Origin of the sequence: Cypionkella sp., assembly GCF_036782355.1 — a bacterium.
GTDB lineage: Bacteria > Pseudomonadota > Alphaproteobacteria > Rhodobacterales > Rhodobacteraceae > Cypionkella.
This window is the reverse complement of sequence record NZ_DAIPZF010000024.1, coordinates 43,210-50,662: the sequence shown is the minus strand read 5'-3', so window position 1 is coordinate 50,662 and position 7,453 is coordinate 43,210. Positions and strand designations below refer to the sequence as shown.

Below are 7,453 nucleotides of genomic sequence, written 5' to 3'. Positions count from 1 at the left end.
CAGGCGAATGCCTCCAAGCAAGGCGTGTTGCAGCTGCTGCAAGGCTAAGTTTCAAAAAGGTAATCCTTAAAAGGCCCCCACTCGGGGGCCTTTTTTATGCGCGGCATAAAGGATAAAAGACCCCATTCCAGGCTTTTGCACTGGTGATGGATACAGCGCGAACCTCGAAGGCAAATGTTGCGGAAATCGTTCGCTATTTAAGCCAACGGCCTAGCGGAAGGCTGCTGCCCAATGCGGCGTTTTGGTTGAAGAAATGAACTAAGGGCAGGGTCACTTGCGTCTCGGGGCTGTCGGTTTCGTCAAAGAACTGAATCTCGACGCCGTACCCTGCCAAGGGCGCGTAAAGCGCCTCGTCATCCTTGTACTGTGTTTTGGTCATTGCATGCTCCTCATATCTTAAGAAAAGCTATGCAAAACCGATGCCAATTCAGGTGAGTGCAAGATCCGTAATAACCACATCTTCAATGACGGGTTTTAGCTCTAGCTTTATCAGCTGGTCATTCACGGCGATCAGGATCTGCGCCAAAAGGGCTTGGCGACCTTCACGGCTGCGCAGGGTTTCTTCGCTGACACCAATCAAAGCCGTTACAATAACAGGACGAATTTGCGGCTCAAATTCTTCCAGCTTGGCAATGGTCGCATCGCTTTCCCAGGTTGACTGATGGATCGAAAGCGCCAATTGCAGTTTGTACAAGCGCTTTGAGGTGTCAAAGTTTCCGGTAAAAGGAACCGGAATTTCAAAATACCGATAGCTTGGCAACAAAAGCGAGGGCGCAATCGGTTGACCATTGGCATCCAATTGCACATCTGCTGCCACCTCAGCGATGACGGGCGCCTCGGCGGGTTCAGGAATGAGCCCGTGTTCAATCCGATAGGCCGTTAAGCGATCGCTTTGACCTTGCACTGAAATGTGCCCAGCCGAAAAGCCGCCCGCGACCAAAGCCGCCGGCATCACATAGGTGGCAAAAAAACCAAGGGCCTCTTTGATCATTGCTTTATTTCCCCGGGTATAGCTCTCAGAAAATTAAAACGACGCAAATTCCCTAAATATTAGAGTCTGGCCCGCAGATTGCAACCTGAAGGCATGACAATTCGAAATTGGTTCCTTGCCACTCTGATATTAAGCCTTTGCCAAATTTGGTCAACGGTCGGTCAGGCTGCATCATCACCTGATTGCGAGGCTATTGCCGCACGGCTTGGTGCAGCAGCAGGGCTGCCAGATGGTCTGCTGCCGGCGATTTCCCGCATTGAGTCTGGCCGTTCGGGAAAAGGCGGCACCAAAGCTTGGCCTTGGACGCTTAATACCGGCGGGCAGGGGCATTATTTTGAAAGCAGCACTGACGCTTTGGCTTTCTTGCAAACTTTTCTTGCGAAAGGGCAGCGCAATGTTGATATCGGCTGCATGCAGATCAATTATCGCTGGCACGGCGAACGCTTTGCCTCGCTTGCTGCAATGATGGATCCAGAACAAAATATCGCTTATGCCATCGAGTTTCTAAAAACCCTGCGTGCGCAATCTGGCAGTTGGAGCGCGGCGGTTCAGCGGTATCATTCCAATGATCCAGATCGCGGCACTGCCTATCATGCCAAGTTTTTGGTGACGTTAAATAGGGTGCAAGAGGGGCGGACGGGCAACGGGCAGGGCGTAGACGCTCGCCGCCCCAGCACGGGCCCTGCCAGATCTATTGGCGGGTTATTTGCCGCCAATGAGGCCGCCTCGGACGGTCCTTTGGTGCCAAGGATCAGCGCGCCGGGCCGTTCTGACAGCGCCGATGCCTATGCGCATTTGCTTGCCGTGCTGAAAGTTGCGGATGCCGAAGTGCCCAAAACGCCGCAAGCCCCGATTGTTTTGGCCAATCGGCTAGAGCAGGGCGAAATCGGGCGTCGCTGGCAAGATGTTGAAAGGTTTCGGATTTTCTTTCGCGACCAGCCCGAGGGCTGAGAGCCGCCGCTCAGCGTAGATAGTCAAAAAGCGATTGTTGGCTGATTTTTGAAAAGGCCTGCTGTGTGGCGTCGCGGTTTAGTAAAAGTGTTTGCAAGCGCGTGATAAGGTCTGCCAGATCGGCATCGGCAATTTCCGATTTGGCTTTTTGGACAAAAACCGACTGCTCCTCTAGGTTCGAGTGTTGCACCATGGCAGCATTGGCATAGGCGCCGATTTTGGCACGCTGCGTCGAGATGTGATTGGTCACATTTGACAAAAGCCCCACCGAAGCTGTGATGGCCTGGTCTGCATCGGCCAAGGTTTGCGCAGGCCCAGCCGCAGTGCCGCTGGCATCCAGTGGCGTAAGGGTCAGCGCGCCCCGCAGCGGATCTTGCGCGGTTTTTTGACCGGAAACCTGATAATTTGTCAGCTGAATTGCACCTTTGGCAAGGTCAGTCAGCACAAAGCTGCCAGTGCCTGCCTCGGCGATAGCGGTGATCCCCGTGATCGAGGTCTGGGCATTGATCGCAGCAATCAGAGCGCCAGGCGAGCCGTCAATGATCTCGGCTGAAATATGTGCCGCGCCCTGACTGCCGGTTAGGGTAAAGCTTTGCTGCATTGGGCTGCGGCCTGCCGAGACCGTAACCCGCGCCCCGCCAGCGGTGTCGAGTGTGGCCGAAGTTGCCAGACTGTTCGAGGTGGTCAGCGCCTGCGACAACCCACGCAGCACTTCGAAAACCGAGATTGGCCCCTCGGCAGTGCCGACGCGCATAAAGGCGGTTGCGCCGTCGATACCGGTTGAAAGCTCGGTCGTGTCCGAGACCTTGATCCGATGCTGGCCCAAATCGCCTTGATAGCTGATCCGCCCATCCAAGCCTTCCGTAAAGCTTGCACCCTGAGCCTGAAAGCCACCAAACAACGACATTCCAAGCGTGTCTTTGGTATTTGCCAAGGACACAAGGCTTTCGGTGATCTGGTCAACTTCGATCCGCATCGCTTGGCGGTCGGCGGCGGAATAGGTGTCGTTGGCGCCTTGAATGGCCAGCTCGTAGGCGCGCGTGGTCAGGGTTTCCACCTGCGACAGCACGTTGTCGGCAAGGTTCAGCCGGTTTTCGGCGCTGTTGATATTGGATTGATAGCGCTGGATACGGGCGTCAATTTCCTCGGCGGCAGAGAGGCGGGCCGAGTCCACGGGGGCCACCGATGGCGCAAGATCTTTCTTGCCGGTGGCAATCTGCCTTTGGTAGCCCACGGCCAGATCGTTCATCTGGCCCAAAAGCCGCACCGTCTGGTCATTGAATTGCTTGGTGCTGATTGCCATTTTAAGCCTCTTTTGGTTAACGAAGTGCGTCGAGAAGGGATTGCAGCAGTTCCGTGGATGTCCGCAAAACCCGTGCCAAGGCCTGATAGGCTTGTTGTTGCTCCAGCATGCGGGCGGCTTCGGTATCTAGGTTTACACCAGAGTATTCTGCATCTTGTTCGGCGGCTGCGTCGCGGCGCGCCATAGCTTCGCTGGCATTCACCTTGGTGGCGCGGGTCTTGGCGCCAACTTCGGTCACAATGGCACCAAAGCTTTCGCGAAAACCTCCTACACCGGTCCCTGCATCTTTGGATTCCAGCGCCATCAGCGCAAGAATATTACTGGCGTCACCCGTTCCTTTCAGATTGGCCGTGACCGTAAACTGATCGCCATTGGCCAGCGCGCCATTCAGCCGGAAGGTATAGCCTGCCGCCGAAATAAGCCCGTCTGCGCCCAGATACCGCGTTGCAATCGAACTGCCGCTGGCCTGATCGATAATCTCAATCCGCCCGCTGGCCGCATCCATGACGCGCAAAGACAGGCTTGGGATTTCGGCGCTTTGTTGGGGCTGTGGCGGGCTCAGGGCGCTGGCGATAATGCGGCCGCCGTTGCCTGTTACCAGCACGATCAGATCTTCATTGGGAACGCCGCTCAGGCGCAGACGATCGCCGGTTTGGGCAAGACTTGATCCCGAAACTTGCAGCGCTGCGCCATCGACTGCGTCAAACCGCAGGCCGCGCTCGGTCAGGGTCACTTGCGCGCCTGCGGTGAATAGGCCAAGGGTTTTTGCATCGTCGCCCGCCAGAAACCGCAGGCTGTTTTGATCATTTCCCGCGGTCGAAAGCTGGATCTGCGGCGCAGCGTTTGCGTTTTTCACAACCGCAAAACTGACCCCGCTTGGCAGCCCCGTGGCTGAAAAGGTTTGCGTGGCAAGATCATAGCTGATCGTGGCCGTGCTGACCGCGCCGGCGTAATCAAGCTCGAGAGTAAAGCTGGCATCGGCCAGCGGCGGCGTAAAGGCCCGTCCGGTGATCTGGCGTGCAGCGGCAGAGGTCAGGCCGAAAGCTGCCGCAAGCGCGCTTGGCGTATCGGGCGAAAGTGTTAGCGCCTGACCTGACAGCGTGCCATCGCTTGCCGCAAGACGCAGCCTGTTGCTGGGGTCGAAATAGGCCGTCACGCGATCGGCTTCGGGGCCGGTCACGCTTATCTCGCCACCTACCATCTCAAGCTGATAGGTTTCGCGGCCCAGCATCACAGAGATCCGCGTGCCTTCTGTGGGCAGGCTGGCCAGCGCCACGCCTGTCAGCGCAGGTACGGCACCTTTGGCTCGTAGGCTTTGCGCCATTGCGCTGGCCACGGTTGATGGCAAAAGATCGGTCAGGCTGTTGGCCTTTAGGCTGACGGTTTCTCCGCCAATGCTTAAGGACAGTGTCGTCGCCCCCACCGAGGCCAACAGCCCCTCGGCACCGGCTTCATTGCTATCAAGCCCTTCGGTAAGCTTGAAATCAATCTCTTGCCAGCTGCCGGCCGGATCAAGGCTGCGCTGCATCAGGCCTTGGACAAAGGCATCGGGCTGGCTTGCCATAGCTGCGCCACCGTTAAAGCTGGCGCTAAAGTCCAGCGCCGATGTCAGCGTTACCATGCCGCCCAGCCGCAAGCTGCTGTTGCCTGCTGCCCCGCCCAGTGTTTCTGCTGTGCCGTAAAATGCCCCGCTTGCATCGACTGCGCCAATCTTGAAGGCGCCTCCGCTGCTGGTCACACTGGTCAAGGCCAAATCATCGCCGAGCGTGCTGCTAAGAGCCAAACGCTTGCCGTCATTGCTCAGGCTGGCGCTGAAGCCTGTGGCGCTGCTTTGGGCATTCAGCGCGCGGGCCAGTTCGGTGAGAGAACCATTCGAGACGCCGGCGCTGATCGTGATAGCCGTGCTATTGGCCCCAATGATCTGAAACGAGATCACGCCGTCGGGAACCTCGGAAAAGGCAAGCTTAGTACTAGCATCGGCGTGAATGCCGGTATCGGCTGACTGTTTGTTGATCAGAGAGGCGATATAACCCGCCATGGCACCTTGGGGCAGGGCGATGGGGCTGGTCTCGCCCGCAAGCGTCAACACAAGGCTGCCGCCCTCGCTTGAGCGCGCGGCCAAGCTGCTGCCGGCCTGCTGATAGGGGGCAAATCCCGCGCCGCCAAGTGTCAGGCTTGCGCTGCCGCTTGCGCTGGCCCGATCCACAGTCATGCCGCGATAGCTGGTGTTCAGATAGTCTGCGCGATACTCTGCATCGGGCAAAAAACCGTTCGCGGCCGTCAGATAGCGGATGACATCGGCTTGGCTGAGAGCGGTGCCTGCGATCTGCACACCTTCTCGGGTAAAGACCTGAATATCGCTGGCGCTCGAGATGCGCGGCGTCACCGTGCCTGTCACACCGCCAAGGCTGCCGGCGCCAAGGCTTGCTGTCTGCGAGGCAAGCGTCAGGTTTGTGCCCGCACCCGCGGCGTAAAGCCCAAGATCGGCAAGGCTCAAGCCGTTGGCATCTGTCAGCGCCCCTGTGTTAAGCGCTTTGGCAATCTGCTCTGTCGTGCCGGCATCGCCTGCCAGTGGCGAATTGTTCGGCCAGCTGAAACTATGCGATCCCGCATAGGGGCCGTCGGCAAGGGTCAAGCTTAGGCCCGCCGCCGTGCGGGATTGTTCGGTGGTTAGGGTAAAGCCGATCTGCTCTTGTCGTGTCAGCGAGACCAGATCGACGCTTGCCGTGCCCGCAGGAATAAGCCCAATCGCACCATTTTCCCGCAAGCGCGCGCCTGCAAGCCCCGAGACATCATTGCCCGTCACATCCGAAAGCAGCGGCAGGTTTGCTGGATCTATCTTGCCGCTGCCAACAAGGGTGACCTCGGCGCTGCCCATGTTGCCAGCATCCGCGCTGGCCATAACCATTGCCGCGGCCGCCAGTTCCTCGGGGCGCTTCAGCAGGAACCGCATGTTTTCAGCCTTGCCCACCGAAGGCGCCAAGATAAAGCTGTCGCCATTCGCCGGTTGGCCGGTGATCGTAACGGTGACCCCCTCCAAAACAATCTTGGCTTTAGGGCTTTTGACCAGGCTGCCATCGGCCAGCGTGCCGATCCAATTTGCAGTTTTACTGTCATAGATAAAGCTTGCGGGCTGCGATCCGCTGGGGATCACCTGATCGGCGCTTACCGAGGTCGAGAAATCGCCCAGATTGGTCTGAGGACGCGCGATCGACCAAGCGTCAGCGCTGAACATCATCCCGCCCGCGCTGCCGTCCAAAGACAGACCCTGCGCATGCACTCTGTTGAAATCGGTGGCCAATTGCTTTGCAAGCGCGTCCAGTTTGTCCAAGGTTGAAGAGACGGTCTCATAGGCGGACATTAAGCCCGCCAAACGCCCCGAGGTGACTTCCTGTGTCTCGGAAAGTCCCTGGTTTTGGCCCGCCAACACAATCAGACGGCCGTCCCCCTCTTGCACTGCCAAAGATCCAACATCGGTGACAGTGCCCAAGATTGGCCCATTGCCCGAGGCCCCCAGCCGCAGCTTTACGGCACCATTCGACATGGTTTCCAAGGTGGTGCCAATGTATTGCGACAGATTAGACAGGGTGTTATCGCGCGAGTCCAAAATCGCGTTCGCCCCCGATCCTGCCGAAGTGGCAATGACCTGACGCTGGGTGTTTTGCAGCCCCGAAAGCAGCGAGTTTACCTCGGTTACGGTGATTTTCGCCTGTGCTAAAATCTGATCTTTCAAACTGGAAAGCGCCGAAGCCGTCTGGCCAAAGGCCCCCGCCAAAGCCTCGCCTTGGCTCATCGCTACCACGCGCCCTGACAGATCGGCAGGGGCTTGGGCGATCGAGCTGAGACCGTCAAAAAACTCGGTTAAGAAATAGGTCAGGTCGTAGTCACTGGGCAGAATCGTTTTTTCAAGCGCCTCCAGGCTAACTTGGCTGGCTTCTGCCTCACCAAAATCTGCCGTAGCACCGCGGGTTCGGCTGGCAAGAAACTCATCAAAGGCGCGGGCAATGTCAGTTACCTGAACACCTAATCCGGTTTGATCGGAAATTGTGGTGATGTCACTCGAGCCGCCAGAGACTTCGCTCAGTGAGATTTCGCGGCGCCGATAGCCTTCGGTGTTGATATTGGCAATGTTTTGGCCGGTAACCGCCAGCGCCTTGCGATAGGCTTGGATCCCACTAGAGGCGATGTCGAGAAGGCTTGACACCGGA

Annotated in this window: 5 protein-coding genes; 1 reads left to right on the top strand and 4 read right to left on the bottom strand. The window is 57.7% G+C overall.

The genetic code is table 11. From position 1 onward, the window contains the following. Nucleotides 1-193 precede the first annotated feature (193 nt). Both V7Q10_RS10685 and V7Q10_RS10680 read right to left on the bottom strand, forming a co-directional pair. Complete coding sequence (locus V7Q10_RS10685; protein ID WP_333869079.1) at nucleotides 194-379, bottom strand: hypothetical protein; 186 nt, start codon at nucleotides 377-379, stop codon at nucleotides 194-196. A gap of 48 nt (nucleotides 380-427) precedes the next feature. After that, nucleotides 428-940: a flagellar basal body-associated FliL family protein gene (locus V7Q10_RS10680; RefSeq protein WP_333869078.1), complete on the bottom strand. Its 513-nt coding sequence runs from the start codon at nucleotides 938-940 to the stop codon at nucleotides 428-430. 462 nt (nucleotides 941-1,402) lie between these two features. On the opposite strand from V7Q10_RS10680, the gene V7Q10_RS10675 reads away from it, so the two are divergent. Beyond that, nucleotides 1,403-1,942, top strand: a complete 540-nt coding sequence (locus tag V7Q10_RS10675) for a hypothetical protein (RefSeq protein WP_333869077.1) — start codon at nucleotides 1,403-1,405, stop codon at nucleotides 1,940-1,942. Between the two features lie 10 nt (nucleotides 1,943-1,952). Here V7Q10_RS10675 and flgL read toward each other — a convergent pair whose 3' ends face one another. Both flgL and flgK read right to left on the bottom strand, forming a co-directional pair. Then, the gene (gene flgL / locus V7Q10_RS10670) at nucleotides 1,953-3,245 is read right to left on the bottom strand and encodes a flagellar hook-associated protein FlgL (RefSeq protein WP_333869076.1); all 1,293 of its coding nucleotides are present in this window, start codon (nucleotides 3,243-3,245) and stop codon (nucleotides 1,953-1,955) included. Between the two features lie 16 nt (nucleotides 3,246-3,261). Then, nucleotides 3,262-7,449, bottom strand: coding sequence for a flagellar hook-associated protein FlgK (flgK, locus tag V7Q10_RS10665; protein WP_333869075.1), 4,188 nt, complete (start codon nucleotides 7,447-7,449; stop codon nucleotides 3,262-3,264). Nucleotides 7,450-7,453 lie beyond the last annotated feature (4 nt).

What these genes read in the sequence shown, in the direction of transcription:
- V7Q10_RS10685 (WP_333869079.1), bottom strand. Translation starts at nt 379, where the DNA reads ATGACCAAAACACAGTACAAGGATGACGAGGCGCTTTACGCGCCCTTG.
- V7Q10_RS10675 (WP_333869077.1), top strand. Translation starts at nt 1,403, where the DNA reads ATGCAGATCAATTATCGCTGGCACGGCGAACGCTTTGCCTCGCTTGCT.
- flgL (WP_333869076.1), bottom strand. Translation starts at nt 3,245, where the DNA reads ATGGCAATCAGCACCAAGCAATTCAATGACCAGACGGTGCGGCTTTTG.